Raw genomic sequence first — 26,667 nt, forward strand, 5'->3', positions numbered from 1 at the left:
CCAGGCTTGGCGGTTCCGGTTCAGGCGGCTGGGGGCTCCGGTTCGACCGGGTCCGGATCGGTGAAGGGCTCTGACGGCGGCGCCGACGCCTCGGCCGGCGGAACGCCCGTCGGGATCGAAGGCGTCTGCGTTCCGGGCTTCGGTCGGAAGTCGAATTCCAGGCTGAATCCCACCGGGACCTCCTGGTACTCGTCGCCGACCTGCATGGGCCGCAGCCTGACGCGATCCAGCTGCGGCAGTATCGCCCGCGCCAGGCCGGACCCGGCGGGCCGCTCGGTCGCCTTGCAGTCATGAAGCCGGCCGTCGATCCCCGCCGTGCACCGGAACTCGACCTCAAGGCGCCGATCGTGGAAGCCCGGTGCGAGCTCGGTGCGTGAAATCGTATACGTCGGCTCCGACAACCATTCGACTGAACGGTAGGCCAGGCTGGTCGGCGCGACGGTCTCGCCCACAGGCCGCGTCTTCGGCGTCGGGGCCACAGCGACCGGCAAGGCTCGCTCCGCCGCCTCCCGCGCCAGCCGCGCAGACTCCCGGGCAGCCCGGACCGGCGCCTGCACCCGCCACTGCTCGGCGAGATACGCCAGCGACACCGCGCTGCCCGCGACCATCACCAGAGCCAGCACGAGGCCGGGCGCCAGCCTGCGCCAATCGCGATGCTGCTCCACCTCAGGCGCTGTGTGTCGATAGTCGTGCATGTGGTCCCCCGCCCCCAATTCCGCGCCTCGGCCTCCGATTGCAACAGAGGCGACAGGGCCGCGGCGTCGCGCTAGCCTCCTTCGCTGTCGGGAGGAAGCCCAATGTCGAAATCCACCGCCCTCGCAGGCCTCGTCCTGCTCGCCGTCGCCACGCCTGCGCTCGCCGAGGACCCTTCGCCCCGCGCGGATCAGCTGGCGTTCCGCGACCTCTATGAGGAGTTGATCGAGACCAACACCACCCTGTCCGAGGGGAGCTGCACCCTGGCCTCCGAGCGCATGGCCGCCCGCCTGCTCGACGCCGGCCTGCCCGCCGCCGACGTGCGCGTGCTGGCCAGTCCGGACCGGCCCAAGGACGGCAATCTGGCCGCCGTGCTGCATGGCTCGGACCCGACCGCCGAGCCGATCCTGCTGCTGGCCCACATCGACGTGGTCGAGGCGCGCCGCGAGGACTGGGACCGCGACCCCTTCACCCTGGTCGAGGAGGGCGGCTATTTCTACGCCCGTGGCGCCCATGACGACAAAGCCCAGGCGGCAATCTGGGTCGACACCTTGGCGCGGCTGAAACAGCAGGGCTTCACGCCCCGTCGCGACATCAAGATCGCCCTGACCTGCGGAGAAGAGACCTCCGACACCTGGAACGGCGTCGAATGGCTGCTCGAACATCACCCCGACGCTCTGCGCGCCGGCTTCGCGCTGAACGAAGGCGCGCGCGGGCGGCTCGACACCGAGGGCGACCGCGTCGCCCTGGACGTCCAGGCCGGTGAGAAAATCTACCAGGACTACCGGCTCGAGGTGACGAATCCCGGCGGGCACTCCTCGCGTCCCTTGCCGGACAACGCCATCTATCGGCTGTCCAACGCCCTGACCCGCCTTGAGGCCTACAGCTTTCCGACCGAGCCGAATCCGGCCGTGCAGGCCTATTTCACGGCCATGGCCGACGCCACGCCGGCCCACGCCGCTGACATGCGCCTGATCGCCGCCGCCGGGTCGCCCGACGTCCGTGAGGCGGCGGCGCAACGCCTGTCGGCCGCCGATCCGGCCTGGAACGCCGTCCTGCGCACCACCTGCGTGGCCACCATGGTCGACGCCGGCCACGCGCCCAACGCCCTGCCCCAGCGCGCCGTCGCCAACGTAAACTGCCGCATCCTGCCGGGTCATGACCCGCACGACGTCCGCGCCGATCTCGAGCGCGTCCTGGCCGACCCCGGCGTCGTCGTCACCATGCCGGGCAAGATCGACCCGACCTCGCCGCCCCCGCCCCTCACGCCCGCCATCATGGAGCCGATCACCCGCGTCGCCGGCCAGATCTGGCCCGGCGTGCCGGTCGTCCCGTCCATGAGCCCGGGCGCCACCGACGGCCGCTTCACCAACGCGGCCGGGATTCCGACCTATGGCATCCAGGGTCTGTTCGTCGACCCCGACGGCGCGGGCGTCCACGGCCTGAACGAGCGCATCCGCGTTCGTTCGCTCTACGAGGGCCGCGACTTCCTGTTCGAACTGGTGAAGGCGTACGCCGAATAGCCAACAGCCAAGCTTTTCAACGGCTTCGCTTCTACCACCGACGGCCTAGGGTGTTTCCCCTAGGTCCCTAGCTCTGATGACCTAGACCGTCGAAACCCCTGAACAGCGGCTGATTCGCACGGCTATGCTTCGTCTGCGTGGAGGGATGCCGCATGTCTGGAACCAAGGGCAACGTCAGGCTCGCCGGGGTGGCCTACGGCGCGCTCAAGACCGAGGTCGTCAGGGCCTGTTCGGGCCTGAGCAGCGACCAGATCACCGATCTGACCGAGAGCCTGCAGGCCATCCTGCGCCTGCGCCGACCCCGGGCGGCTGCGATGAGCGAGGGCGACAGCTGGCTGGGCATGGGCCAAGCCGCTGAATAAGGGCGCCGAGGCGCTGTTCAACCGGCCGGCGGCGAGACATCGTCCGGCATGCGGAAGCGGATGGTGAACCGGATCGTCCCGCGCTCCGCCCGGCCGTCGACCACGCGCGGATAGACTCGCGAACGGTTGCCCGCCCGTACGGCCGCGCGCCCGAAGCCGTACCCCTCCGGCGTTTCGCGCACGACTTCGCATTTCGAGACGTTGCCGCTCCGGCGGGTGACGCACATCAGGGTAACGTCCGCGCTTTCGACACCTGCGCGCACGGCGCGGCGCGGGAAGTCCGGCGCGGGCTGCCGACGCCAGCGCGGCGGGCCGTCGACGAGGGGCGTGTCCGCCGCCCGATCGGGAAACAACTGGACGCTGTCCACCTGGCGCAGCTCGAACCGGGCATTGGACCCGACCCAGGCGATCGCCGCTGCCAGCAGCAAGACGACGGCGGCCGCCGTCAGCCAGGCGGCGACGACGACGGGGCCGCCCCGGTCTCCCTCAGGCGGCCCAGGCTCGCTCAACCGGCGTACTTCGCCGCGTCTTCGTCCGAGATGTCCTCGTTCGAATAGACGTTCTGGACGTCGTCCTCGGCGTCGAGGGCGTCGAGCAGCTTCATCAGCGTGCCCACGGTCTCGCCGGTCACCTGGACCTCCGACTGCGGGCGCCACACGAGGGCGGTCGATTTCGGATCGCCCAGCACCTTGGACATGGCGTCGGCGACCTCGTTGAGGTCCTCGAACTTGGTCCAGATGGTGTGGCCCGGCGCGTCCTCATAGATGTCCGGCTTGACCAGGTCGCTCTCGACGTCCTGGGCGCCCGCCTCGATGGCGGCCTCCATGACGGCGTCCTCGGTGCCCGCCTCGGCCTTGTAGATGATCTGGCCGACGCGATCCCACATGAAGGCGACCGAGTTGATCTCGCCCAGGGCTCCGCCGTTCTTCGAGAAGGCGGCGCGGATGTTGGAGCCGGCGCGGTTGCGGTTGTCGGTCAGGGCCTCGACGATGATGCCGACGCCGCCGGGGCCGCGGCCCTCGTAGCGGATCTCTTCCATCGTATCGACATCGCCCGACGAGGCCTTGTTGATGGCCCGCTGGATCACGTCCTTGGGCAGGCTCTCGGCCTTGGCGTTGTTCACCGCCAGGCGCAGGCGCGGGTTCATGGCCGGGTCGGGCATGCCCGACTTGGCGGCCACGGTGATGTCGCGCGACAATTTGGAGAACAGCTTGGAGCGCTGCGCATCGGCGCGCCCCTTGCGGTGCATGATGTTCTTGAATTTGGAATGGCCGGCCATGGGTCTTCGTCTGCTCGAGGCGAGAAAAGTCGGAGCCGGGCTCTAGCCGATGGCGCGGCGACTGTCACCACACCCGCCAATTCACCGGCATGCGGTGCTATACTAGACTCAGGAACCAGCGAGGCTGGCCGGGCATTTCCCGAGTGGGCTCCGCAGGCCCGGCCCAAGGAGCATGGCATGACCGTCGAAGACACCCTCTACGACTCGGACCTCTACCGCGATGACGACCTCGAGGAAGGCCCCGCCGATATCGTCGAGTGGTACGAAGCCCGACCGGTCACCGTCCCCTTGGCCATCGCCACCGGCTCGATCGTCGGCGCCTTCGCCCTCGGCGTCGTCGCGACCGTCGGCGCCCTGGCTCTGATGGGGCGCTTGGAAGACTAGCCTCCGAAGTCACCCTCCCGCGGACGGGAGGGCAAGTCTGCGTCCTACGCCTTCAGGCTCTCCAGGAACCCGCGCATCTTGTCGTCCACCGACACCGGCCGCTTGGTCTCGCGGTCGACGTAGACGTGCACGAAGTGACCGACCGCGGCCGCCTCGTCCTCGTTGTTCTTGAACAGGCCAATCTCGTAGCGGACCGAGCTGGTGCCGACGTGGGCCACCCGCACCCCGGCCTGGATCTCGTCCGGAAAGGCCGTCGGGGCGAAGTAGCGGCAGCCGGTCTCGACCACCAGGCCGATGGTTTTGCCGTTGTGGATGTCGAGCACGCCGTTGACGACCAGCAGCCGGTTCACAGCCGTGTCGAACCACGAATAATAGACCACATTGTTCACATGGCCGTAGACGTCGTTGTCCATCCAGCGGGTGGAGATGGCCTGGAAGCGCCGATAATCGCTCCGTTTCGTACGCTCGATGGTACCCGTCACGCGCAGCCTCCCATTTATTGTTGAGGGGGAGCCTTCAGCCTGCGTCGGCTTCCGTCAAGGCCGCCCGACTTGCCATGCCGGCGTCGCCGACCGATGGTACGGCCAAGCTCGGAACGCCGGGCAAGGGGGGATCCATGAAACGCTTCACCGTCGCGGCCTTGGCCGCCCTGCTTTTCGCCACGCCCGTCGCCGCCCAGTCGCTGGACGAGCGCATGGCCCACTTCGATCGCGCCGCCGAGTCCGCCGGCTTCGGCTTCGCCGCCGGACCGTTCAACGGCAGCCTCGACAATGACGAGACGACCCGGTTCGGGTTCCCCATCGTGCCGGGCGCGGACTTCTCCGTCGTGGCGGTCTGTGACGGCGACTGCAGCGACCTCGACTTGCGCGCCTACGACGCTTCGGGCCGGCTGGTCGTCGAGAACGTCCAGATAGACGCCCTGCCCGAGGTGGTGATCAGCACGACCGAGAACGAGATCGCCTTCATCGAGGTGGTCATGGCCAACTGCAGCCAGGCGCCGTGCTATTGGCAGGCCAAGGCCTTCTTCAAGAACAGCGTAGAGAACGCGGGCGGCAAATAGCGCGCGTCGCCGGGGGCTTGGCGGACGCAGCGTCAAGCGCCTAGCGTCCCGGCCATGACCTCGCCGATGCAGACCACCGCCGCCGTCCTGCGCGCCATGGGCGCCGCCCGGCCCTATGCCGACAGCCGTCCGCTGGCGATCGAGGTGGTGACCCTGGACGCGCCCGGCGCCGGCGAGGTGCGGGTGGCGATCAAGGCGGCGGGCCTGTGCCACTCGGACCTCAGCGTCATCAACGGCGACCGGCCGAGGCCCATGCCGATGGCCCTGGGTCATGAAGCGGCCGGCGTGGTCGAGGCGGTCGGCCCGGGCGTCGACGACCTGGTTCCAGGCGACCACGTGGTTATGGTCTTCATGCCCAGCTGCGGCCACTGCGATCCCTGCGCCGGCGGCCGTCCGGCCCTGTGCGAGCCGGGCGCGGCGGCCAACGGCAAGGGCGAGCTGCTGGGCGGCGGACGCCGCATCCACGACGAGCAGGGCGACCTGAACCACCACCTCGGCTGCTCGGCCTTCGCCGCCCACGCCGTGGTTTCGCGCCGCTCGCTGGTGAAGGTCGACCGCGACCTGCCATTCGAACACGCCGCCCTGTTCGGCTGCGCCGTCCTGACCGGCGTCGGGGCCGTGGTGAACACCGCCCAGGTGCGCGCGGGCCAGTCGGTCGCCGTGGTCGGCCTCGGCGGCGTCGGCCTGTCCTCGGTGCTCGGCGCCCTGGCCGCGGGGGCCTCGCCCGTCGTCGCCGTCGACCTGTCCGAAGACAAGCTGGCCCTGGCCCGCTCCCTCGGCGCTGTGCAGACCGTCAACGCGGCCGACCCCGACGCCGTCGACCAGGTCCGCGCCCTGACGGGCGGCGGGGCCGACTATGTGTTCGAGATGGCCGGCAGCGTCCGCGCCCTGGAGTCCGCCTGGAAAATGACGCGCCGCGGCGGAACCACCGTCACTGCCGGCCTGCCCCCGCCCGAGGCCGCCCTGGCGGTCAACGTCGTCTCCCTCGTCGCCGAGGAGCGCACCCTCAAGGGCTCCTACATCGGCACTTGCGTGCCGAGCCGCGACATTCCCCGCTACGTCGCCCTGTTCCGCCAGGGCCGCCTGCCGGTCGACCGGCTGCTGACCGGGACCATAGCGCTCGACGACATCAACGCCGCCTTCGACGACCTTCACGAAGGCAACGCCGTCCGCACGGTCGTGACCTTCCCGTAGCGCTTGGCTACAAGGGCGGCCTCAACTCGCAGGAGAGACCGCCATGGCCACAGAACTCTACGACCTGACGGTCCCCGCCTTCAGCCGCGGCCTGAACGCCCTGAACGGGCTGCTCGACAAGGCGGTGGCCCACGCCGCCGAGACCGGCGCCGATCCGGAGGCCTACCTCTCGAAGCGGCTGATCGACGACATGCACCCGCTGATCAAGCAGGTGCAGATCGCCTGCGACAGCCCCAAGCTGTGCATCGCCCGCCTATCCGGCGTCGAGGCCCCCGTCAACGACGACAGCGAGGTGACCATCGCCGACCTCAAGACGCGCATCGCCGGCACCTTGGACTATGTCCGCTCCGTCCCGCGCGAGGCGATCGACGGCCAGGAGGGCAAGGACGTGGTGCTGAAATTCCCGGGCGGCGAGCTGCCCTTCAAGGGCGTCGCCTACGTCACCGGCTTCGCCCTGCCGAACTTCTACTTCCACCTGACCACGGCCTACGGCCTGCTGCGTCAGGCCGGCGTGCCGCTCGGCAAGCGCGACTTCATGGGCGGCCTGGCCTAGGCCTTGTCCCGGATTCGCATCGCCCCGCCCGAGCCCGTCTGGACCTCGAAGCGGCCGGTGGCGCGGATCAGGTCCGACAGCTTGGCGTGGCCGTAGGTGCGCTGGTCGAAATCCGGATAGGTGTTGCGCAGCCGGTCGCCGATGCCGCTGACCGTGACCCAGCCGTCGCCGTCCTCGTCCATGTCGGCGATGACGGTGGCGATCAGGCGCGACGCCTCGGACGGCTTGCGCTTGCCGCTGGCCGCGCGTGAACCCCGCGCCGCCGCCCCCTCGCCGTCGCCGGCCGGGGCGGTCAAATTCTCGGTGTAGATGAACCGGGTGCACGCCTGGCGGAAGCTCTCCGGCGTCTTCTGCTCGCCGAAGCCGTAGACGTCGACGCCCTCCTCGCGGATGCGCGACGCCAGCCGGGTGAAGTCGGCGTCCGACGAGACCAGGCAGAAGCCGTCGAACCGGCCGGAGTGCAGCAGGTCCATGCCGTCGATGACCAGGGCGATATCGCCCGAGTTCTTGCCCTTGGTGTTGGCGAAATTCTGCTGCGGTTGGATGGCGAACCGGGCCAAGACCTTGGTCCAGCCGGCCAGCTGCGGGCTGGAGAAGTCGCCGTAGATGCGCCGCGCCGAGGCTTCACCCAGGGTGGCGATCTCGGTGAACAGGGCCTCGGCGATGCGGGCTGAGGCGTTCTCCGCATCGATCAGCACGGCGAGGCGCGGGGCCTTGGGGTCGACAGAGGTCATGGGCAGGCTCCCGTTGCGGATTCGCGGCTCCTGCGATGGGCCTGACCGCGCCCCGGGTCAACGGGCCCAGATGCGGTGGAGATGCGAGGACGGGCCCGATGCGCTACATCCACGCCATGACCCAAGCCCCCCTCCGCCGCCTGATCGACCTGCCCGGCGTCGACGACCTCGAGCTAAAGGCGCTGATGACGCCGCGCATCGCCGATCCGGACGAGCGCCATGAATTCCCCGAGGTGGACGCCGCCGTCGTCGCCGCACTCAAACTCACTCCCGACGAAGCGGAAGCCGTCGCCCTCCCCGCCGACTGGGACCGCATCGAGCGCCTCGACCCGGCCGACATGGTCGACGCCTTCGCCGCCGAGGGCTGGGACGTCACTGACAACCGCCGCAAGCCCCTGCGCACCCTGCGCCACTTCGCGCTCCCGCTGGCCTTGGCGATGCGGGGGCTGGCCGGCGAACTGCCCTTCGTCGCCGAGCCCGACCAGCCGACGACGAGCTGGGGGAGCAGTCTGAAAGCCGAGGCCAGCCGGTTCAGGAAGCGGTAGGGGCCTGGCGCATCCGCCAGGTTGTCGCCTAACCTCCAGTTGGTGGAGGGGCCGTGGCATACCAATCAAAAGTAGGAACCGACTGGACGGTCGACGAACTCGACCTGATCGTCGCGGAGTATTTCTCCATCCTCGGCGCCCAGTTCGCCGACGCGCCCGTCGTCAAGGCGCACCGAGCCCGCGCCCTCGATGAGCAGATCGGCCGAGGGCACAAGTCGATCGAGTTCAAGCACATGAACATCTCGGCGGTCCTCGCCGAGCTGGGCTTGCCGAACATCCGCGGCTACCGGCCAATGGCCAACTACCAGCAGGCGATCTTCCCGGCCGTCGAGCGCTACCTCGACGCCCACCCCGACGCCTGGGAGATCGGCGAGCCTGCCCATCTCCTCCCGGTGGGGGAGCGATGGGGAGGCGGAGCGCGAAGCGGCGGAGGGGCGGAGCCGTTCGCACCTTCCTCCGGCCTGCAGGCCCGCGGCCGCCCCTTCGCCGACAGGCCGACCATTGATGCGCCTTCGATCGAACCGCCAACCGAGATCCGCCCGCTCATCATCGAGCCGGCCCCGCCGCCGGGCGCGCCGCGCAAGCCCCGACCCGAAGGCCTCGAACGGCTCGTGCGCAAATACAATCCGGCCGCGCGAGACCACCGCAACCGCCTCCTCGGGCGCCTCGGCGAGGAGCATGTCTTCCGTCATGAGGTCGACCGCCTCATCGCCGCCGACCGCATGGACCTGGCCAAGAAGGTCGAGTGGACCTCGCAGGAGCGCGGTGACGGCGCCGGCTACGACATCCGCAGCTTCTCCTCGGCCGGCGACGAACGGCTGATCGAGGTCAAGGCGACCCGCGGCGCCCGCTCGACACCCTTCTTCGTGACCCGCACCGAGCGCGAAGTCAGCCGCGAACGCCCCGACCACTGGCGCCTGCACCGCCTGTATGACCTCTCGGTCGAGCCCAAACTGTTCCGGCTGAAGCCGCCCCTGGAGGTCGCTGTGACGCTCGAACCAGAGACCTGGCGCGCGACGGTAGGGTAGCCCTTACCTTCTCCCCACCACCGCCAGCCCCGTCCCGTCCGGCTCGGCCGGCGAGCCGACCACCACGTCCAGCCGGCGGTCCAGCGGGACGCCTTCCAGGGCGCGGTTGATCAGGGCGGGGATGGCGACCTCTGACGGGTCGGCGCGCAGGTCGAGCACGAAGCCGTTCTCGCCGCCCTCCCATTGGGCCGCGGCCAACCACACGGCGCGAATGGTCGGCTCGGCGGTCAGCTCGCGGGTCAGCCCCTCGACCAGGCCGGCGGGCAGGTCGGTCGGGACGGCCATGTCGGTCGGCATCGGGCGGGTGCGGCCCTGGGCGAGCAGGCGGCTCAGGGCGTCCGGCGTCCAGCGCACGCCCAGGCCATGGCCGGCGTTGAGGATCACCGGATTGCGGCGCACCGTCTCCAGCAGCGCGCGGCCGGGCCAGGAGCGCGGCTCTACCTCGGCGCCGCAGGTCGCCACGACGCGCTCGCGGGAGGTGAACAGGGCGGTGGCGGTCTTGCCGTCAGACTGGGTCACGCTGCGCAGGCGGATGACGTCCTCCGCATCGCCCGGCTCCGGGGTCAGGGCCGCCCACAGCGGATGGGTCATCAGCGCCTGCTCGAAGGCGGCGCGCTCGGCGGCGCCGCCCGAGGTGGTGGCGCTCAGCAGCCGCTCCAGCGCGTTCTGCGGCTCGAAGTCGGTTGAGGGCGGCACGGGGCGGTTGTCGGAATCGGTCATCGGGGTGCAGTCCTCGCACAGTGTCGGAACCGCCTTGATAGCATTCCCTCAGCCGCCGAACAGACGCCCCATCAGCCCCTTCTTCCCCTTGCCGGCCGCCCGCACCGCCACCACCGGCAAGCCGACGCCGTCCTCGCCGCCCGGCGCATTGAGGATCAGCTCCAGCTTGCGGTCGGTCGGCAACGGGCTGGATCCCAGGGCGCGCCGGATCGGCTCGGCGTCGCCGTCGCAGCGCACGTCCAGATGCCAGACGGTGTTCGTCGCCCCCGGCCAGTAGGCCAGGGCCAGCCATGCCGCGCGCACCTGCGGCAACGGATCCAGCAGGGCCTTCAGCCGCGCCATCAGCTCGGTCGGGACTTCGGCCGGCGCGCCGAGCAGCACCTGGGGCTCCTGCTGCCCCCCCGGAGCAGGCTGCGGCGCGGCCGTCGGCTCAACCAGCCGCCGGGCCGGCAGCCCGGCCAAGGCCTCCAGCGACGCAGGCTCCCACATCACCCCATAGGGCTGGCCCGGGTTCAGCACCGCCGGGTCGGCTCGGATCATCTCGAACAGCTTGCGCCCGGGCAGGGCCAGGCAACCCACCCCCTCGCCGAAGGCCGCCAGCATGCGCTCGGGCGCGGTGAACACCGCCGTCGCCCGCCGCCCGTCCTTCAGTTCGATCGACAACACCCGCATCGGCGTCGAGGCCTGCAACGTCCCCTCAGGGACCTTGTCGAGCGTCCCGACGTAGAGGGTTTCGTCCGGCAGCGTCTGGGCGAAGGCGGCCTGGGCCGCGGGGTCGCCCCGCGACGCGGCGACCAGCCGTTCCTCCAGCGGGTTGGCGGGGCGGAACAGATAGGCGGCGGCGTCTGTCATCGGCTCATCCCGGAGGGTTTGCGGCGTCGCTGATGACGCGCCCGACGAACGCCGTTGTCAAACCTGGGGGTGGAATGCACCCGGCGCCTGCTCTGCACGCAAAATCCACATGACGGCGCAGCAGTTCAGGTTCAGGTTGTCCTGAAATCATGCTCGGACCGGGAGACAGAGCCATGGACACCACGACGAAGGCTGGAGGGCGCGGCGCCCCGATCAGACTGTTGGCCTGGGGCGCGGCAGGGGCTCTGTTCCTGCTGCCGCTGGTCGCGATGCAATTCACGTCAGAGGTGAACTGGACAACTCTCGATTTCCTCTTCTGGGGCGGGCTGATCGGCGTCACCGGCGCGCTGATCGAGCTTGCGGTCAAGGTGCTGCACACGCCGCTCTACCGCCTGATGGCGGTCGGCGCGATCCTGGCCTTCGCCCTGCTGGTCTGGGCCGACGCCGCCGTTCAGATCTTCTAGCGCGCCACCCGTGTGTTCTCCGCCGTGCCGACGACCCGGACTCGGTCGTCGACACGGAAGTCCCGGATGTCGCCCTGCTGCACCACGGCGATGGTCTCGCCGCTTTCCAGCCGCACCGTCAGCTCGACGCCCTGGGTCACCCGCGAGCCTTGGGCGGCGCTGCCGACGGCCCCGCCCGCCACGGCGCCGACCACGGCCCCGGCCGTATTGGCCGCCGTACCGCTGCCGAGCTGCGAGCCGGCCAAGCCGCCCAACACCGCCCCGGTTCCGGTACCCAGCCGCGTCTGACCGGGCCGGATCTCGACCGGTCGCACCGCCAACACATGGCCGAAGGTCACCGGCTGCGCCCGCTGCGCCTCGTTCGAGGAGAAGGAGTTCGGCGTCTGCGTCGGCGTACAGGCCGCCAGTCCCAGCACCGCGGCGGACAGGGCGAGCGGAAGGGTGAGGGTCTTCATGATCGGGCTCCCTGGTTTCAGACCACCAGATGGGCCAGTCGCCCCGCCCGGGCCATCGGGTCATCACCCGAGGCCCGAAACGCTGACACCTAGCGTGTCACAGGAGGAGACCGGAGGGATGGACGATGAGCCGGGCGACCGTCGATCCCTCCCGTCGTCAGCTCAGCCAGTCGTCGTTCGACACCCCGGCATTGAAGCCGTCGTGGTTGAAGCCGGACAGCCCGCCATCGTGGTGCGCCATCCGGGCTTCCAGCCCGAGGAACAGCCGATCGGCGAGGCCCGGCGCCACGTCGAAGCCGTCGAACGCGTCGGCGAAGGTCAGGCTGGGCAGGACCTGCGCCTGATCCGAGGCCAGCGCCGGGAGGACGAAGGAATCCGCATCGGCCGCCATCAGCGGACTGACCTCCGGACCGCCCTTGCCTTCGGACTCGCCGATCGAGGCCGCCACCGGCGGATAGCTAAGCGTGCGCACCTGGTTGTTCACCCAGCGGATCACCTCGATCGAGGTGACGAAGGTCGAGCCGTCGCGACCGGCGACGCTGTCTGTGATGCGCCAGCCCGAGCCGTCCGCGACAACGGTGTAGTCCGCGGCCAGCCCGCGCATCTGGATCTCGTCCTTGCCGAGCCCGCCGTTGATCGTGTCGCTGCCGCCGCGGCCGCGCAGGATGTCGTTGCCGTTCCCGCCGGTGATGATGTTGTCCAGCGNGTAGTCCGCCGCAAGGCCACGCATCTGGATCTCGTCCTTGCCGAGCCCGCCGTTGATCGTGTCGCTGCCGCCGCGGCCGCGCAGGATGTCGTTGCCGTTCCCGCCGGTGATGATGTTGTCCAGCGCATTGCCGGTCCCGACGAAGGTGCCGGTGCCGCCGACGTACAGCAGGTTCTCGATGTTGGCGCCCATGGTGTACGAGCCGATGCGGGCCTCGACGGTGTCGATGCCTTCGCCGGCCAGCTCGACGCAGGTGTCGAAGGCGTCCAGCACGTAATAAGCCCAGCAGGGTGTCGGTGCCGATGCCGCCGTGCAGGACGTTGTTGGAGGCGTTGCCGATCAGCAGGTCGTTGTAGACCGAGCCGGTCAGGTTCTCGACGCCGGTGAAGGTGTCGGTGGCGCCGTCGCCGTCGTTGGTCGCGCGCATCAGGTCGAGGCGGGCGGTGACCCCAGCGGCGGCCAGGCTGTAGTCGACGGTGTCGACGCCGGCTCCGCCGTTGAGCACGTCCACGCCGCCACGGCCGCGCAGGTTGTCGTCGCCGTTGCCGCCGGTGATGGTGTTGGCCTGGGCGTTGCCGGTGGCGGCGAAGTTCCCGGTCCCGCCGAAGACGAGGTTCCGCCGGTGATGGTGTTGGCCTGGGCGTTGCCGGTGGCGGCGAAGTTCCCGGTCCCGCCGAAGACGAGGTTCTCGACGTTCAGGGCCAGGACATAGGCGCTGATGCGGGCCTCGATGGTGTCATTGCCTTCGCCCGCGACCTCCACGACCGAGTCGTTGGCGTCCAGCACATAGCGGTCGTCGCCGAGCCCGCCTTGCAGGGTGTTAGACACGCCCGCGCCGCCCCAGATCACATCGGCGCCGGCCAGCCCGAGAAGGGTGTCGGCGCCCAGGCCGCCGCGCAGGATGTTGGCGTTCGCGTCGCCGATCAGGGTGTCGTTGAAGGCCGAGCCGGTCAGGTTTTCGATCGACGAGAAGGTGTCCGTGCCGCCGTCGCCATCGTTGCTGGAGCTGTTCGAGTTGAGCTGCGCCCGCATGCCGGCCGCGGCGGCGGAATAGTCCGACGTGTCGATGCCTGCGCCGCCGTTCAAAACGTCTACCCCCGCGCCGCCGGAGAGGATGTCGTCGCCGCCGTCGCCGTTGAGGATGTCGTTTCCGCCCAGGCCGAACAGGCCCTCGGCGGCGGCGGTCCCGGCCACCGTGTCGCCGGCGGCTGTGCCGACTCGGTTCGCGGCCAGCAGGGCGCCGACGGCAAGCTCGGTCGACCCGAACCGCAGGCGCTCGATCGACGTCAGGGTGTCGATCCCGTCGGGCCCGGTCACCGTCACCGTTCCGCCCGACACGGTGACAACCGCCGTCCCGTCGGTGAAGACCGCAGTATCAACGCCGTCGCCCCCGTCCAAGGCGTCAGCGCCGGCGCCGCCGCGGAGCAGGTCGCCGCCCGCCCGGCCGAACAGGGCGTCCGCCCCGGCCCCGCCTTCCAACCGATTGGCTTCGGCATCGCCGTGGATGGCGTCGGCGAAGGCCGATCCGACAACCGCCTCGATCCCGCTCAGGCTGTCGACCGAGCCGTCCCCATCGTTCGAAGCCGAGTTCGTTGCGAGGTCGACGGTTACGCCGCCGGCGGCTCCGGCGTAGTCGACGGCATCCGTCCCCTCCCCGCCGATCAAGACGTCCGCGCCGGCGCCGCCGATCAGAACATCGTCGCCCGCCCCGCCCTGCAGTTCATCATTTCCGGCCAGACCGGACAGGCTGTCGGCGCCGAGTTCGCCGAGCATGATGTCATTCGTCGAGGTGCCGGTCAGGGTGTCGTTGTTCGGCGTCCCCTGGATCGGGGGCGGGCCCAGGAAGAGGGTCTGGTTCGCGAATTGAATGCGCTCGGCGTTGACGATCGTATCGGTCCAGATCCCCCGCGAAACGCGAGTGACGCCGTTGACGGTCGTCACCGTATAATCCGACTGCGGCCCCATGTAGCGCACGATATCGAGGCCTTCCCCGCCGTCGATCGTATCCCCGCCGCCCCAGCCGCTGATCGTGTCGTCGCCCGCGCCGCCGCTCAGCAGGTCGCTGCCGTACCCGGCTTCCAGACGGTCGTTTCCGTCTTCGCCGTAAACCTTGTTGGCGCCCTGGTCGGCATTGATGGCGTCGTCCCCGGCGCCGCCGTGAAGCTCGTCGGCGTTCCAGCCGGCGCCGATGACGTCGTTCCCGTCCCCGCCGTCGATGAAGACGCCTAACGAGACCGACGGCTGCACGGCATGGCCGGACACCGAGACATGAAGCGAATAGGTCTCGCCCGCCGCCGGCGGACTGGTCACCATCGACGCGCCTTCGCCACCGCCCCATTCGCCGATCTCGACGTAAATGACGCCGCTCGTGACGGCCGTATAGGTCAGGTTGGCGTCCCATCCGCGACTGCCTCGGTCGAGCCGGTAGCCGTCGTCGTTCGAAGCGAGGACCGCGCCCGAGGCGCTCAGCAGGCGCGCGGTGCTGTCGAAGGAGCCGTTGTCTATGTCGATGACGATCGTCTCGCCCGCCGCGACGGTGACCGCATAATACTCCTTGCCGCCGTGCGTCACGGCGCGAACGGTGGCGCGCGGCCCGATGCCGTCCACGTCGAGGTCGTTGTCCGTGTCGAAGGACCCGTCCAGCGACAGGGCCGTGCCGATCGCCCCGTTCGTGGTTGTCGCCGCCTTGATGACGTCCGGGGCGCCCTCGATCGTGCCGCCGTTGCCCCCGCCCAGCCGGTCGTCGCCGCCGAAGCCGTATATTCGATCCGCTCCAGCCTGCCCCCCGGACAGTTCGTTGGCGTTGTCATCGCCCCTCATGATGTCGGCGTAGTTGCCGCCCTCGATGATCTCGACATTGACGAGCGTGTCTGAGCCGTAGCCGCCGGTCACCGTGCCCGCCGCCACATCGACCTCGATCCCGCCGACAGCGCCGCCGTAGGTGACCCGGTCGATGCCGGCCCCGCCGTCGATGACGTCGTCCCCTTCGCCGCCGTCGATGTAGTCGTCGCCGCCGTCGCCATGGATGAGGTCGTCGCCGGCGCCGCCGATGAGTCTGTCCATCCCGTCGCCGGCGTAGATCTCGTCATCGCCGCGGCCGCCGCGGAGCTGGTCGACCGTATTCGTGCCGTCCATTCGGTCGTCGGTGATGTCGCCGTCGACGATGAGGCCGTTCGGCATCGTGAAGGCGATCGTCTGGTCGCTGAAGCGCAGGAACTCGATGTTGCTGATCTCGTCCGAGCCGTCCGGACCGATGACGAAGGCGGTGTTGGCGAGGAAATGGAAGGTGTAGGCGGAACGCGGTCCCGAGAGCACCAGGGTGTCCACGCCGAGGCCGCCGTCGATCCGGTCGTTGCCAAGGCCGCCGGTGATGACGTTGTTGCCCGAACCGCCGTAAATCCTGTCCGCGCCGGAGCCGCCGATGGCGTTCTCGATGATCGCGCCGACGGCGATGCCCACGTTGTTGCCCAGGCCGCCGACACTGGAGAAGGAACCCTGCCGCAGGTCGATGGTCTGGTCCTGGGCGTACCCGGAGAAGTCGAGGGTATCGACGCCGCCGGCGTCCCAGATTGCGAAGATCACCTGCTCGGAGGCGCTATCGGCCGAGAACCAGGTGCGATCGGCGTTCGAGTTGAAACCGTAGACCGTGTCGCCGGTGCGGGTGTTCATGTTGGCGCCATAGAGGCGTTGTGCGGCCGCGATGTCGTCCATCATCGGCGTCGCTGCGTAGCCGCTGCCTTCCGGCGCGCCTCGCCACTGTGGCGAGAGGTAGCTCATCAGCGTGTAGTGGGCGGCGTCTTCCTGATATTCGGGGTACCAGACGAAGGTCGCGTCGCCGTTCGGCACGGTGCGGTAGTCGCCCGGGTGATTCAGGCCGATCGCATGGCCGATCTCGTGCGCCAGGATGTGCGGGCCGGACTGAAGGACGCCCAAGGCCCCATTGGCCGGATTCCCGATATTGACCCAGACGTCGCCCGCCGAAGCGCCGGCCGCCGCATCCCCGGGCAGATAGGCGAAGGCATCCGCCCCCTCCATGCCCGAGCCGTAGTTGCCGAACAGCATCGAGGCGTTGTTGGAATAGCCCTGCCCGTCATCCACGCGGACGAAGGTGATGTTGGCGACGTCGGCCCAGGCCGCCAGGGCTCCGAGGGTCGCCGAGATCTGTGCGTCAGTGAAGCGGGTGAAGCCGGTCGTGCCTTCCGGAGTCGTTCCGGAAGCTCGGAAAGCGAAGGTGACGACCGCCCCCTGACCCATGGCGCCTGACCAACTCAACCCCGTGTCCGTCAGCCGCGCTGCGGCCTGATCTGAGGTGAATGACGGCAGATGCCCCTCACGACCCGGCCCGCGGTCGTTGGCGTTGGTGTAGAACAACGGCCCGGTCCGGCCGGCGCCGCTCATCTGAATGGTCATGTACGCCCCCTACTGTACACCGCCCGTCTACAGGACGAGCCGGCTCGCGCCAAACGTGCGAGGCTGCACACTCGCGGTGGATACGGCTCGGCGCAAGGCCGCCACGCGCGCTCCCGTCAGGCGGGCGCGAACCCGAAGGCGTTCGCCAGCTTCTCCGCCAGTTCCGCCTGCTCGAACGGCTTGAGGATGACCCGGTCTTCCGGGGTGGCGGCGAGCGCTTCCGCGTCGGCGTATCCCGTTGCGAAGAGGATGGGCATGCTCGGCCGCCGCCCCTGGATCTCACGGGCCAGGCTGGCGCCGTTCATGCCGGGCATGGCGAAATCGAGGATGACGGCCTCGATGTCCGCCCGCGAATCCAGCGCCTCCAGGGCCGCGCCGCCGCTGCCCGCCTCAACCACGGTGTAGCCCAGGTCCGCCAACGATTCCGCCGTCACCTCGCGCACGGCAGCGTCGTCGTCGACCACCAGGATCACCACATGTTCGGCATGGGCGGGCCGCGGACTGACGACGGGCTCGCTCGTCCGGGCCGGGGGCGTCTCGGCGACGGGCAGGAAGAGCCGGATCGTTGTCCCATGTCCCAGCTCGGTGTCGATCTTGACGTCGCCCCCGGACTGCTTGGCCAGGCCGAAGACCTGGCTCAGGCCAAGGCCGGACCCCTTGCCCACCTCCTTGGTGGTGAAGAAGGGCTCGAAGGCCCGAGCGAGAACCTCTTCGGTCATGCCGGAGCCGTTGTCCGCCACCGACACCACGACGAACCTGCCGGCCGGCGGATCGTCGGCGGACTGCGGCGGCCCGGCTTCCAGATTCTCGGTGCGGATCAGCAGGGTGCCGCCCACCTCCATCGCGTCCCGGGCGTTGATCGCCAGGTTCAGGATGACCAGCTCGATCTGGGTCGGATCGACCATCGCCGGCCACAGGTCCTCGGCCAGCTCCGGCTCCCGGATCTGGACGCTGCCGCCGATGGTGCTCTGCAGGAGATCCCGCATCCCCTGCACGGTTTCGTTGAGGTTGATCGCCCGCGGCTCAAGCTTCTGGCGTCGGGAGAAGGCCAGCATCTGCGCTGTGAGCCGGGCGCCGCGCCGGGACGCCTCGCCCATCATCTGAAGGCGGCGGATCAGGGCGGGATCGCTCACCCGCTTCTGCATCTGTTCGACGTTGCCCAGCACGACGGTGAGCAGGTTGTTGAAGTCGTGCGCCACCCCTGACGTCAGCTGGCCCACCGCCTCCAGCCGCTGCGCCTGGCGCAGGGCGGTCTCGACCTTCTCCCGCTCGAGGATCTGGTTGGCGAGCTGGCGATTGGCGGCCTCGAGTTCAGCGGTGCGTTCCTGGACGCGCTTTTCCAGCAGGGCCTCGCCGCGACGGATTTCCTCGATGCGTTCGCGGGCCTCGTACTGGCGGCTTCGCGCCCGCAAGGCCGTGTTCACCGCGCTGACCAGGGTCGTCGGATGGAAGGGGCGCTCCAGGAAGCTGACGTTCCCGAGCGTCGCGGACAGCCGCTGGGCGACCGGATTGCGCTCGACGCTGCCGCCCCGCTGGGTCAGCAGCAGGAACGGGAAGTCCGACCATGAGGGCTGGTTCTCGACCCAGGCCGCGAGCGGCGCCAGGTCGCTGCTGCGCAGGGCGTCGTCGACGATGACCGCCAGGCCCGCGCCGCCTTCCATCGCGGCCTGGAGATCCGGCAGATCCCGGCAGACGAGCGCGGGCACGCCCGCGTCCTCCAGGATCGACGCCGCGATGGTTCCGTCGCGCCCAGACGGCGCGAGAACGAGTGCTCGCTGGGATAGGGAGCCGCCTGCGATCATGCTCCGGGGTCGCCCATGAGGCCGCTGCCCTGGCCGACGAAATTGGGCACGCCGCGCAGGACGCCCTGGAAGCCGGACAGCGGCTCTCCGAGGGTCAGGCCCTCATCGCCGATGTTGAACTCGCGGATGGTCTTCTCATGCCGCCCCGAGCGCTTCTTGATCACGGAGACGGCGCGCCGGACGTTGCCCAGGGCCTCGAAATAGCGAAGCAGGATCACCGTGTCCGCCAGATAGGTGACATCGACGGGGGCCTTCATCTCGCCGACCAGACCGTGTTGCGCGACGGTCAGGAAGGTCGAGGCGCCCTGACGGTTCAGGTACTGCAGCAGCTCGTGGATGTGCAGGATCAGGAACTGTTCCTGCGGCATGGCGGCCTGATAGCCGTTCAAACTGTCGATGACGACGGTCTGGATCTTCTGCTCGGTCACGCAGCGCCGGACCCGCGCCGCGAACTCGCCAGGCGACAGCTCGGCGGCGTCGATCTGTTCGATGACCAGATGGCCCGCGTCGCGCAGGCCCTCCAAGTCGATGCCCAGCTTGCCCATGCGGTCGTAGAGCAGGCCCAGCTCCTCGTCGAAGATGAACAGGGCGGCCCGCTCGCCCCGGTCGATCGCGGCGATGGCGAAATTGATGGCGAAGAGCGACTTGCCGGTTCCCGCCGGCCCCAGGATGAGGCAGCTGGAGCCGCGCTCGATACCGCCGCCAAGCAGTTCGTCGAGCTCGATCACGCCGCTCGAGACGGCCGTGCGGCTGAAATGGCTGCGGTGTTCGGACGCCACGATGCGGGGGTAGATCTCGAGCCCGCCGGTCTTGATGGTGAAGTCGTGGTAGCCGCCACGGAATCGCCGGCCGCGGTATTTGATGATGCGCACCCGACGGCGTTCGGCCCCGTATTCGGGCGCCAGTTCCTGAAGCTGGATCACGCCGTGCGCGACGCTGTGCACCGTCTTGTCGTTGACGTCGGTCGTCAGGTCGTCGAGCAGCAGCACCGTGGCCCCGTGCTTGGCGAAATAGTGCTTCAGCGCCAGCACCTGGCGCCGGTAGCGCAGTGAGCTCTGCGCCAGCAGGCGGATCTCGGACAGGCTGTCGATGACCACGCGCCGGGGCTTCTTGGCCTCCACGGACTCGAAGATCATCCGCGTCGTCTCCCCGAGCTCAAGGTCCGACGAATAGAGCAGGCTCTGCTGCTGCTGCTCGTCGAGCAGGCTCTCGGGCGGCACCAGTTCGAAGATGTCGACGCCTTCGAGCGACCAGCCATGCGAGGTGGCGGTGCCGCGGAGCTCCTCCTCGGTCTCCGACAGAGTGATGTACAGTCCCGCCTCGCCGCGCCGCGCGCCTTCGAGCAGGAAGCTCATTGCTGCGGTCGTCTTGCCGGTGCCCGGCGCGCCCTCCAGCAGATAGACGCGATCGCGGGCCAGCCCGCCCGCCAGGATGTCGTCCAGGCCCTGAATGCCAAATCCAGCCTGTCGGTCGTCGCTTTCCACGTTTTTGCCAGTCATCGGGTTCTCGTCGTTACAGCTCAGCCGTAACGCTCGGACCTCGACTTGGTTACGCGGGCTGTGGGTGGCTTCATCGCCGACAGGGCCAGATCGCTCCGAAGACCCTCAGTCCTCGTCCATCTTCAGCGCGGCGATGAAGGCCTCCTGCGGGATCTCCACCTTGCCGAACTGGCGCATGCGCTTCTTGCCGGCCTTCTGCTTCTCAAGCAGCTTCTTCTTCCGCGTCGCGTCGCCGCCATAGCATTTGGAGGTCACGTCCTTGCGCAGGGCGCGGACGGTTTCACGGGCGATGATCTTGCCGCCGATGGCCGCCTGGATCGGGATCTGGAACAGGTGCGGAGGGATCAGCTCCTTCATCTTCTCGACCATGCCGCGACCGCGGGTTTCGGCGCGGGCGCGGTGGACCAGCATGGACAGGGCGTCGACGGGCTCCGCGTTGACGAGGATGCTCATCTTGACCAGGTCGCCGGCCTTGTAGTCGGTCAGCTCGTAGTCGAACGAGGCGTAGCCCTTCGAGATCGACTTCAGCCGGTCGTAGAAGTCGAACACGACCTCGTTCAGCGGCAGCTCGTAGATCACCAGGGCGCGCGAGCCGACGTAGGACAGTTCGACCTGCGAACCGCGGCGGTCCTGGCACAGCTTGATGACGCCGCCGAGGTATTCGTCGGGGGTCAGGATGGTCGCCTTGATCCACGGCTCGCTGATTTCCATGATCTGCATCACGTCCGGCAGATCGGCCGGGTTGTGCAGGTCGATCTGGGAGCCGTCGCGCAGGTCGATCTTGTAGACCACGCTCGGGGCCGTCGCGATCAGGTCGAGGTTGAACTCGCGGCTCAGGCGCTCCTGGATGATCTCCAGATGCAGCAGGCCGAGGAAGCCGCAGCGGAAGCCGAAGCCCAGGGCGGCGCTGGATTCCATCTCATAGGTGAAGCTGGCGTCGTTCAGACGCAGGCGGCCGATGGCGGCGCGCAGGTCCTCGAAGTCGGCGGCGTCGACCGGGAATAGGCCGCAGAACACCACCGACTGGACTTCCTTGAAGCCCTTCAGCGGTTCGGCGGTCGGCTTCTTCTCGTCGGTGATGGTGTCGCCGACGGCGGCGTGGGCGACTTCCTTGATCTGGGCGGTGATGAAGCCGACCTCGCCCGGGCCGAGCGCCTCGACCGGGGTGTTCTTGGGCAGGAAGACGCCGACGCGGTCGACCAGATGGGTCGAGCCGGACTGCATCATCTTGATGCGCATGCCGGCCTTGAGCACGCCGTCGAAGACGCGGACCAGCAGCACGACGCCGAGGTAGGGGTCGTACCAGGCGTCGACCAGCATGGCCTTCAGCGGCGCGGCGATGTCGCCCTTCGGGGCCGGCAGGCGGGTGACGATGGCCTCCAGCACGTCCTCAATGCCGATGCCCGACTTGGCGCTGGCCATGACCGCCTCGGAAGCGTCGATGCCGATGACGTCCTCGATCTGGGTGCGCACGCGCTCGGGCTCGGCGGCGGGGAGGTCGATCTTGTTGAGGACCGGGACGATCTCGTGGTTGTTGTCGATCGCCTGATAAACGTTCGCCAGCGTCTGCGCCTCGACGCCCTGCGAGGCGTCCACGACCAGCAGAGAGCCTTCGCAGGCGGCCAGCGAACGACTGACCTCATAGGCGAAGTCCACGTGCCCCGGCGTGTCCATCAGGTTCAGCACATAGTCCAGGCCGTCCTTGGCCTTGTAGTGCAGGCGCACGGTCTGCGCCTTGATGGTGATCCCGCGCTCCTTCTCGATGTCCATATTATCAAGAACTTGCGCCGACATTTCGCGCGCGGTCAGCCCGCCCGTGACCTGAATCAGCCGGTCGGAGAGCGTCGACTTGCCGTGGTCGATGTGGGCCACGACGGAGAAGTTGCGGATGCGTTCGATGGGAGGGGTGGACATGGGCCGGGCCGGTAGCACGGCGGAACGGAATTCGCCAATGCGGGCGGCATTTTCCACCGTTGCGAAACCAATTCGGTGACGCATTACTTCGACGTAAGGCGAGGCTTTCGCGTTTGAGAACGGGTCGAGAACTCGTTATGAGCGCAAGATGTATTGCGACGCGTCCGCAACCGGACGCAGCGGCCCGCAGGCTCCTCCCCCGCGGGTCAGGACAGGGGATGACGGCGTGCCGATGACCAAGCGTACCAGCCTGACGGCCGCCACGATCGCACTGGGACTGGCGTTGGCCGCCTGCGGAGCCGGCGACGGCGACGCCAAGAAGAAGGCCGAAACCAAGGCCGGCGCAGGCGGTTCCAGCGCGAGCAGCCAGACCGTCACCGTCGCGATCGCCAGCTTGCAGAACCTTCCGCGCACCGTGACCGCCTCGGGCACCGTCTCGGCCTGGGAAGAGGTGCCGGTGGGCGCCGAGACCGGCGGACTGACCGCCACCGGCGTCTTCGCCGATGAAGGAACCTATGTCCGCCAGGGCCAGACCCTGGTGCAGCTCAACGACGCCCTGTTGAAGGCCCAACTGCGCCAGCAGCAGGCCTCGGTCCAGTCGGCCCAGGCCAATGCCGCCCGCGACCAGGCCGCGCTCGACCGCGCCGAAGAGCTGAAGGCCCGCGGCTTCCTGAGCCAGGCCTCGCTGGACACGGCCCTGGCCAACAAGCGCGCCTCGGACGCCAACCTCGCCGCCGCCCAGGCCGCCCTGTCGGAGACGCGCACCCGCGTCGCCCAGGCGACCATCAAGGCCCCCGTCTCCGGCCTGATCATCAGCCGCAGCGTCACGCGCGGCCAGATCGTCAGCGCCGGGACCGAGCTGTTCCGCATCGTCCGCGACGGCCGCCTCGAACTCGACGCCCAGGTGCCGGAAACCGAACTGAGCATGGTCCGCGCCGGCCAGCCGGCGACGATCTCGTCCGACCGGGTCGGCGAGACGACCGGGACGGTTCGGATCGTCACCCCGGAGGTGAACGCCGACAATCGTCTCGGCATCGCCCGCATCTCGCTGAGCGGCAGCGGCGGCTTCCGCCCCGGCATGTTCGCCCGCGCCCGGATCGAGGTGGGGGCCCAACCGGCCGTCACCGTGCCGACGGCGGCGGTCCTCTACCGTGAGAACCGCGCCGGCGTTTACGTCATGGGCGCGGACAACCGGGCCCATTTCCAGGCGGTGACCGTGCTGTCGCGCGGCGCCGACCAGACCGCGGTCAGCGGCCTGCAGGCGGGCGCGCGCGTCGTGGTTGAGGGCGCCGGCTTCCTTGGCGACGGGGATCGTGTGCGGGTGGCTCCGGCCGCCGCTCCGGCTCCCGCGCCCCGCGCCCCGGCCGCAGCCAAGAAGTAGGGTTGGACGATGCGTAATATCTCGTCCTGGTCGATCCGGAATCCGATCCCCATCATCCTGATGTTCGTGCTGCTGACGCTTGCGGGCGTCAACGGCTTCATGGGCATGCGGATCAACAACAACCCCGACATCGACTTCCCGCTCGTGCACGTCTACGCGGGCCGCCCCGGCGCCGCGCCGAGCGAGATGGAGGTCCAGGTCACCCGGCTGATCGAGGACTCGCTGTCCGGCCTGTCGGGCGTCCGCCACATCAACTCGACCATCGCCGACGGCTCGTCCCAGACGGTCATCGAGTTCGAGCTGGGCACCGACACCGAGCGGGCCACCAACGATGTCCGCAACGCGATGAGCGGCCTGCGCGCCGACCTGCCGCAGGACATGCAGGAACCCAGCGTCCAGCGCATCGACATCACCGGCGACTCCCTGATCACCTGGGTGGTCCGCTCCTCCACGATGACGCCTGAGGAGATCAGCTGGTTCATCGATAACGAGGTCAGCCGTTCTCTGCTGTCGATCAGCGGCGTCGGCGAGGTCAACCGCTCGGGCGGCGTGGACCGCGAGATCCGCGTCGAGCTCGACCCCGACCGCCTGGCAGCCAACGGCCTGACTGCCGCTACGGTCAGTCAGGCCCTTCGCGGAGTGAACAGCGACCTGCCCGGGGGGCGCGTCACCATCTCCGGATCGGAACAATCGATCCGCACCCTCGGAGCCGCCGGCTCGATCGAGCAGCTGCGCGAGACCCTTATCCCTCTGGGCGGCGACCGGTCGGTCCGCCTGGGAGACCTGGGCCAGGTCGAGGACCACTGGAGCGAACCGCGCCGTCTGGCCCGCTACAACGGTCAGGAGGCCGTGACCTTCAGCTTCCTGCGCTCGCGCAGCGCCAGCGAGGTCAAGGTCGCCGACAAGGTGCGTGAACGGGTCGCCGAGATCGACGCCGCCCATCCGGAGCTGTCGATCGAACAGGTCACTGCCAGCGTCGAATATATCGAGGAGAGTTACATCGCCTCGCTCGAGGCCCTGCTGCTGGGCGCTGTCCTGGCGGTCATCGTGGTGTTCGTCTTCCTGCGCGACTGGCGGGCCACCTTCATCACCGCCACGGCCATGCCGCTGTCGCTGATCCCCGCCTTCGCCATCCTCGGGCCGCTCGACCAGTCGCTCAACGTGGTCACTCTGCTGGCCCTGTCGCTGACCGTCGGCATCCTCGTCGACGACGCGATCGTCGAGATCGAGAACATCGTCCGGCACATGCGCGACGGGAAGGCGCCCTATCACGCCTCAATGGAGGCGGCCGACGAGATCGGCCTCGCCGTCGTGGCCACGACCGCCACCATTCTGGCGGTGTTCGCGCCCGTCGGTTTCATGCCGGGCATCATCGGCCAGTTCTTCAAGGCCTTCGCCCTAGCGGCCTGCGTCTCCGTGGCCTTCTCCCTCGTCGTAGCGCGGACCCTGACGCCGCTGATGGCCGCCTACCTGCTCAAGCACACCAAGCACGAGGACTCCGACCCCTTCTGGATGGGCGCCTATCTGAAGGCCCTCAGCTGGTCGCTGGCCAACCGCTGGAAGGTCTTCGCCATGGGGACGGTGGCCTTCGTCGCCTGCGGATACCTCGCCACCAAGGTGCCGTTCGAATTCTCGCCCTCGGGCGACCAGTCTCGCGCCGCCTTCTCGGTCGAACTGCCGCCTGGCGCGACGCTGCGCCAGACCGACGCCATCGTGCAGCGGATCACCCGCGACCTGCAGGCTCGGGAAGAGGTGACCTCGGTCTACGCCTCGGTCGGCTCCGGCGAGGTCAACACCGCCACCGTCTATGCGGACATGGTCGACAAGGGTGATCGCAAGCTGAGCCAGCAAGAGTTCCAGCGCGTCATGGTCGACGCCTGGAAGGCCATTCCGGGGGCTCGCATCGGCTCCGGCGCAGGCCAGGGCGGCGGCGGCCCCTCGGACGGCACGAGCTACACCTTCGCCATCCTCAGCGACGATCCGGTCGCGCTGCAGGCGGCGGCGCGCAAGATCGAGGCCGAGATGCGAGGCGTCGAGGGCCTGGCCAATGTCGTCAACACCGCCTCGATCGCACGCCCCGAGATCCTCGTCACCCCGCGCCCTGACCAAGCCGCCCTGATGGGCGTCTCGGCCAGCGACATTTCGCAGACCATCCGCGTGGCCACGATCGGCGACGTCGATCAGAACCTCCCCAAATACAATCTCGGCGACCGTCAGGTGCCGATCCGGCTGCAACTGACGCCAGAGGCTCGCGAGGACCTGTCGGTGCTCGAGACCCTGCGGGTGCCGACCGCCACCGGCGGGGCCGTACCGCTCAGCGCCGTAGCCGATATCCGCTTCGGCGCCGGGCCGTCGCAGGTTCAGCGCCAGGACCGCGCCCGGATCGCCTCGATCACGGCCGAGCTCGACGGGATCAAGACCGGCGAAGCCGCCCAGCGCGTGCAGCAGCTACCGACTGTAAAGAACCTGCCCGCCGGCGTCCGTCAGGTGCCGGCCGGCGACGCCGAGTTCATCGCCGAGATGATCCGCGGTTTCGCCATCGCCTTCCTGACCGGCATCCTGCTGATGTACGCCGTGCTGGTGCTGCTGTTCCGCAGCTTCGCCTATCCGATCACCATCATGGCCTCGCTGCCGCTGGCCATCGGCGGCGCCTTCATCGGCCTGGCGGTGGCCGGATCGAGCTTCTCGATCTCCTCCCTGATCGGCGTGCTGATGCTGATGGGCATCGCCGCCAAGAACTCGATCCTGCTGGTCGACTACATCGTCATGGCCGAGAAGGACGGGATGAAGCGCTGGGACGCCATCATGGACGCCGCCCACAAGCGGGCGCGGCCGATCCTGATGACCACCTTCGCCATGGGCGCCGGCATGCTGCCGGTGGCCATCGGCTGGGGCGCCGACGTCGAGTTCCGCCAACCCATGGCCATCGCCGTGGTCGGCGGCCTGATCTCGTCGACCTTCCTGTCGCTGCTGTTCATCCCGCCGATCTTCACGATCATCGACGACATCGCCGGCTTCTTCTCGCGCCGGATGAGCAAGATGTTCGCGGGCCAGCGCCATCTGCCGGGCCAGGAGCCTAAGCCGGCGCCGTCCCTGGCGGAGTAGGGGT

Annotated in this window: 24 protein-coding genes and 2 pseudogenes; 11 read left to right on the top strand and 15 right to left on the bottom strand. The window is 69.0% G+C overall.

The window, feature by feature from the left end:
- Positions 1–20: 20 nt before the first annotated feature.
- The gene (locus ASC65_RS09945) at positions 21–695 is read right to left on the bottom strand and encodes a hypothetical protein (protein ID WP_156459615.1); all 675 of its coding nucleotides are present in this window, start codon (positions 693–695) and stop codon (positions 21–23) included.
- 102 nt (positions 696–797) lie between these two features.
- On the opposite strand from ASC65_RS09945, the gene ASC65_RS09950 reads away from it, so the two are divergent.
- Both ASC65_RS09950 and ASC65_RS09955 read left to right on the top strand, forming a co-directional pair.
- Positions 798–2,216 carry a M20/M25/M40 family metallo-hydrolase gene (locus ASC65_RS09950; protein ID WP_056452149.1) on the top strand — a complete coding sequence of 473 codons (1,419 nt, stop codon included), beginning with the start codon at positions 798–800 and terminating at the stop codon, positions 2,214–2,216.
- 152 nt (positions 2,217–2,368) lie between these two features.
- On the top strand, positions 2,369–2,578 hold the full coding sequence (locus ASC65_RS09955; protein WP_056452152.1) for a hypothetical protein: 210 nt from the start codon (positions 2,369–2,371) through the stop codon (positions 2,576–2,578).
- Between the two features lie 17 nt (positions 2,579–2,595).
- Here ASC65_RS09955 and ASC65_RS09960 read toward each other — a convergent pair whose 3' ends face one another.
- Positions 2,596–3,087: a TonB family protein gene (locus ASC65_RS09960; protein ID WP_056452155.1), complete on the bottom strand. Its 492-nt coding sequence runs from the start codon at positions 3,085–3,087 to the stop codon at positions 2,596–2,598.
- Complete coding sequence (locus tag ASC65_RS09965) at positions 3,084–3,857, bottom strand: YebC/PmpR family DNA-binding transcriptional regulator (protein WP_056452158.1); 774 nt, start codon at positions 3,855–3,857, stop codon at positions 3,084–3,086. Before ASC65_RS09965 ends, ASC65_RS09960 begins: the two co-directional genes overlap by 4 nt.
- A 177-nt stretch (positions 3,858–4,034) precedes the next feature.
- Here ASC65_RS09965 and ASC65_RS09970 point away from each other — a divergent pair, with 177 nt between their 5' ends.
- Positions 4,035–4,241, top strand: a complete 207-nt coding sequence (locus tag ASC65_RS09970) for a hypothetical protein (RefSeq protein ID WP_056452160.1) — start codon at positions 4,035–4,037, stop codon at positions 4,239–4,241.
- 44 nt (positions 4,242–4,285) lie between these two features.
- On the opposite strand, the gene ASC65_RS09975 is transcribed toward ASC65_RS09970, so the two are convergent.
- Entirely contained in the window at positions 4,286–4,723 is a 438-nt protein-coding gene (locus ASC65_RS09975; protein ID WP_235561470.1) for an acyl-CoA thioesterase, read from the bottom strand.
- A gap of 134 nt (positions 4,724–4,857) precedes the next feature.
- Here ASC65_RS09975 and ASC65_RS09980 point away from each other — a divergent pair, with 134 nt between their 5' ends.
- Genes ASC65_RS09980 through ASC65_RS09990 form a run of 3 tightly spaced genes read left to right on the top strand, consistent with a single transcriptional unit; the run spans position 4,858 to position 7,048 of the window.
- Positions 4,858–5,301 carry a hypothetical protein gene (locus ASC65_RS09980; protein WP_056452166.1) on the top strand — a complete coding sequence of 148 codons (444 nt, stop codon included), beginning with the start codon at positions 4,858–4,860 and terminating at the stop codon, positions 5,299–5,301.
- A 54-nt stretch (positions 5,302–5,355) separates the two neighbouring features.
- The gene (locus ASC65_RS09985; protein ID WP_200939823.1) at positions 5,356–6,495 is read left to right on the top strand and encodes a zinc-dependent alcohol dehydrogenase family protein; all 1,140 of its coding nucleotides are present in this window, start codon (positions 5,356–5,358) and stop codon (positions 6,493–6,495) included.
- Between the two features lie 43 nt (positions 6,496–6,538).
- On the top strand, positions 6,539–7,048 hold the full coding sequence (locus ASC65_RS09990; RefSeq protein ID WP_056452169.1) for a DUF1993 domain-containing protein: 510 nt from the start codon (positions 6,539–6,541) through the stop codon (positions 7,046–7,048).
- On the opposite strand, the gene ASC65_RS09995 is transcribed toward ASC65_RS09990, so the two are convergent.
- Positions 7,045–7,782, bottom strand: a complete 738-nt coding sequence (locus ASC65_RS09995) for an NYN domain-containing protein (protein WP_056452173.1) — start codon at positions 7,780–7,782, stop codon at positions 7,045–7,047. The genes ASC65_RS09990 and ASC65_RS09995 overlap by 4 nt on opposite strands.
- A 116-nt stretch (positions 7,783–7,898) precedes the next feature.
- Between ASC65_RS09995 and ASC65_RS10000 the strand changes: the two genes are divergently transcribed.
- Both ASC65_RS10000 and ASC65_RS10005 read left to right on the top strand, forming a co-directional pair.
- Positions 7,899–8,327, top strand: coding sequence for a hypothetical protein (locus ASC65_RS10000; protein WP_056452713.1), 429 nt, complete (start codon positions 7,899–7,901; stop codon positions 8,325–8,327).
- Positions 8,328–8,380: 53 nt separating this feature from the next.
- Entirely contained in the window at positions 8,381–9,355 is a 975-nt protein-coding gene (locus ASC65_RS10005) for a DUF3883 domain-containing protein (RefSeq protein WP_056452176.1), read from the top strand.
- A 3-nt stretch (positions 9,356–9,358) separates the two neighbouring features.
- On the opposite strand, the gene ASC65_RS10010 is transcribed toward ASC65_RS10005, so the two are convergent.
- A complete protein-coding gene (locus ASC65_RS10010) occupies positions 9,359–10,075 on the bottom strand; it encodes an SseB family protein (RefSeq protein ID WP_056452179.1) in 717 nt (238 codons plus the stop codon).
- Between the two features lie 48 nt (positions 10,076–10,123).
- The gene (locus ASC65_RS10015; protein ID WP_056452182.1) at positions 10,124–10,927 is read right to left on the bottom strand and encodes an enhanced serine sensitivity protein SseB C-terminal domain-containing protein; all 804 of its coding nucleotides are present in this window, start codon (positions 10,925–10,927) and stop codon (positions 10,124–10,126) included.
- Positions 10,928–11,100: 173 nt separating this feature from the next.
- On the opposite strand from ASC65_RS10015, the gene ASC65_RS10020 reads away from it, so the two are divergent.
- Positions 11,101–11,391, top strand: a complete 291-nt coding sequence (locus tag ASC65_RS10020; RefSeq protein WP_056452185.1) for a hypothetical protein — start codon at positions 11,101–11,103, stop codon at positions 11,389–11,391.
- Here ASC65_RS10020 and ASC65_RS10025 read toward each other — a convergent pair.
- The 8 genes and pseudogenes from ASC65_RS10025 to lepA all read right to left on the bottom strand — a co-directional run bounded on the left by ASC65_RS10025 (position 11,388) and on the right by lepA (position 22,177).
- Positions 11,388–11,846, bottom strand: coding sequence for a glycine zipper 2TM domain-containing protein (locus tag ASC65_RS10025; protein ID WP_056452188.1), 459 nt, complete (start codon positions 11,844–11,846; stop codon positions 11,388–11,390). The two genes, ASC65_RS10020 and ASC65_RS10025, sit on opposite strands and share 4 nt — an antisense overlap.
- A 157-nt stretch (positions 11,847–12,003) precedes the next feature.
- Positions 12,004–12,549, bottom strand: coding sequence for a hypothetical protein (locus ASC65_RS17815; protein ID WP_442854123.1), 546 nt, complete (start codon positions 12,547–12,549; stop codon positions 12,004–12,006).
- Between the two features lie 3 nt (positions 12,550–12,552).
- A pseudogene (locus ASC65_RS17820) lies at positions 12,553–12,744 on the bottom strand (calcium-binding protein); the annotation flags it as partial.
- 106 nt (positions 12,745–12,850) lie between these two features.
- A pseudogene (locus tag ASC65_RS17825) lies at positions 12,851–13,081 on the bottom strand (calcium-binding protein); the annotation flags it as partial.
- Positions 12,979–16,962: a M10 family metallopeptidase C-terminal domain-containing protein gene (locus ASC65_RS10035; RefSeq protein WP_082525976.1), complete on the bottom strand. Its 3,984-nt coding sequence runs from the start codon at positions 16,960–16,962 to the stop codon at positions 12,979–12,981. The pseudogene ASC65_RS17825 and the gene ASC65_RS10035, both read right to left, overlap by 103 nt.
- Positions 16,963–17,078: 116 nt before the next feature.
- Positions 17,079–18,668 carry a response regulator gene (locus ASC65_RS10040; protein WP_056452196.1) on the bottom strand — a complete coding sequence of 530 codons (1,590 nt, stop codon included), beginning with the start codon at positions 18,666–18,668 and terminating at the stop codon, positions 17,079–17,081.
- 92 nt (positions 18,669–18,760) lie between these two features.
- Positions 18,761–20,263: an ATPase domain-containing protein gene (locus tag ASC65_RS10045; protein WP_156459616.1), complete on the bottom strand. Its 1,503-nt coding sequence runs from the start codon at positions 20,261–20,263 to the stop codon at positions 18,761–18,763.
- 105 nt (positions 20,264–20,368) lie between these two features.
- Positions 20,369–22,177 carry a translation elongation factor 4 gene (gene lepA, locus ASC65_RS10050; RefSeq protein WP_056452199.1) on the bottom strand — a complete coding sequence of 603 codons (1,809 nt, stop codon included), beginning with the start codon at positions 22,175–22,177 and terminating at the stop codon, positions 20,369–20,371.
- Positions 22,178–22,409: 232 nt separating this feature from the next.
- Here lepA and ASC65_RS10055 point away from each other — a divergent pair, with 232 nt between their 5' ends.
- A complete protein-coding gene (locus ASC65_RS10055) occupies positions 22,410–23,558 on the top strand; it encodes an efflux RND transporter periplasmic adaptor subunit (protein ID WP_056452202.1) in 1,149 nt (382 codons plus the stop codon).
- Positions 23,559–23,567: 9 nt separating this feature from the next.
- Positions 23,568–26,663: an efflux RND transporter permease subunit gene (locus ASC65_RS10060; RefSeq protein ID WP_056452205.1), complete on the top strand. Its 3,096-nt coding sequence runs from the start codon at positions 23,568–23,570 to the stop codon at positions 26,661–26,663.
- Positions 26,664–26,667 lie beyond the last annotated feature (4 nt).

The organism is Brevundimonas sp. Root1279 (genome assembly GCF_001425945.1).
In the GTDB taxonomy this organism is placed as follows: Bacteria; Pseudomonadota; Alphaproteobacteria; order Caulobacterales; family Caulobacteraceae; genus Brevundimonas.